Source organism: Neisseria sp. P0021.S006 (assembly GCF_051956895.1).
This window is the reverse complement of record NZ_JBQCWZ010000546.1, coordinates 1-882: the sequence shown is the minus strand read 5'-3', so window position 1 is coordinate 882 and position 882 is coordinate 1. Positions and strand designations below refer to the sequence as shown.

2 protein-coding genes are annotated in these 882 nt (G+C 41.0%); both read left to right on the top strand.

Annotated elements, in window-relative coordinates:
- Nucleotides 1-275 precede the first annotated feature (275 nt).
- Nucleotides 276-578, top strand: a complete 303-nt coding sequence (locus ACTHUM_RS15585; RefSeq protein ID WP_107768832.1) for a hypothetical protein — start codon at nt 276-278, stop codon at nt 576-578.
- 67 nt (nt 579-645) lie between these two features.
- On the top strand, nt 646-882 hold a 237-nt coding region (locus ACTHUM_RS15580), incomplete at its 3' end, for a hypothetical protein (protein WP_440403368.1).

The window sequence follows — 882 nt, the reverse complement described above, 5'->3', positions numbered from 1 at the left end:
GTAAAACCAAGTAGCTGGGTTTGACACCGTTTAAAAGGGGTAGGGGATTGGTACGTTTTTTCATGCGGCGGATTGTACTCGGTTTTTAGGATTTTTTCAGACGGCCTTGTTTATATGGAAAATAAACTTCTAATAACGGATATGTATTGATGCAGGTTTTGTGTTTAAATAGCCTCTATAAATGGAATCAGATAAACTGGTTTTGTTTGAACTTGCTTTTATGGCATGAATTAAAGAAATGATAAAGAAGCAATATTTGAGAAAAGGAGAATATTATGCAGAGAAAAATCGGCATAATCATCATGTTATCCGCGTTTTCCGTATCCGCTATGGCGGGAGGGGAAGTTCGGCTTGGCAAGAGTAAGGCATACGATAATGAGTATGAACTTGTGGCAGAGCATGAAGTCAATGAAGAAGTTTCACAATTAAATCAAGACGAGTATGCCGCACATCCAATACGCAACGATAGCGGCGTCATGCAGTCAGGAAAAGTGGCTTCAGACAGACAAGCCGTTTCCCAATACGGAAAACCTAATTTGCCGCCTGTCCGCTTAAATCCGCATCCTTCACGACCTTGATTTCAAAATCAAAGGGCTGCTCCATTTGTTTGGGCAGCCCTTTTGTTTTGTCGGCTCACTCACATTTTTGTTTGCGCAAAACAAGTTTGTAATCGGTTTTGATGCCGGTTTGATCGCCAATCATCTTAAAATCATCTATCAAACAACGGTTTTCTGTACATTTCAACGTGAAATCTGCACCGACCCTATGGCCGTCAAATTGTTTAAATGTTGCCCGGACGGTATGGGGAGAAGTGACCTTGACTTGCAAAGTTTTATGGAAGTTGTCAGGATGATCCTGACCAAAACCCAAGTAGTAATGTAT

Coding starts and splice junctions, on each gene's coding strand:
- ACTHUM_RS15585 (WP_107768832.1), top strand. CDS start 276: ATGCAGAGAAAAATCGGCATAATCATCATGTTATCCGCGTTTTCCGTA.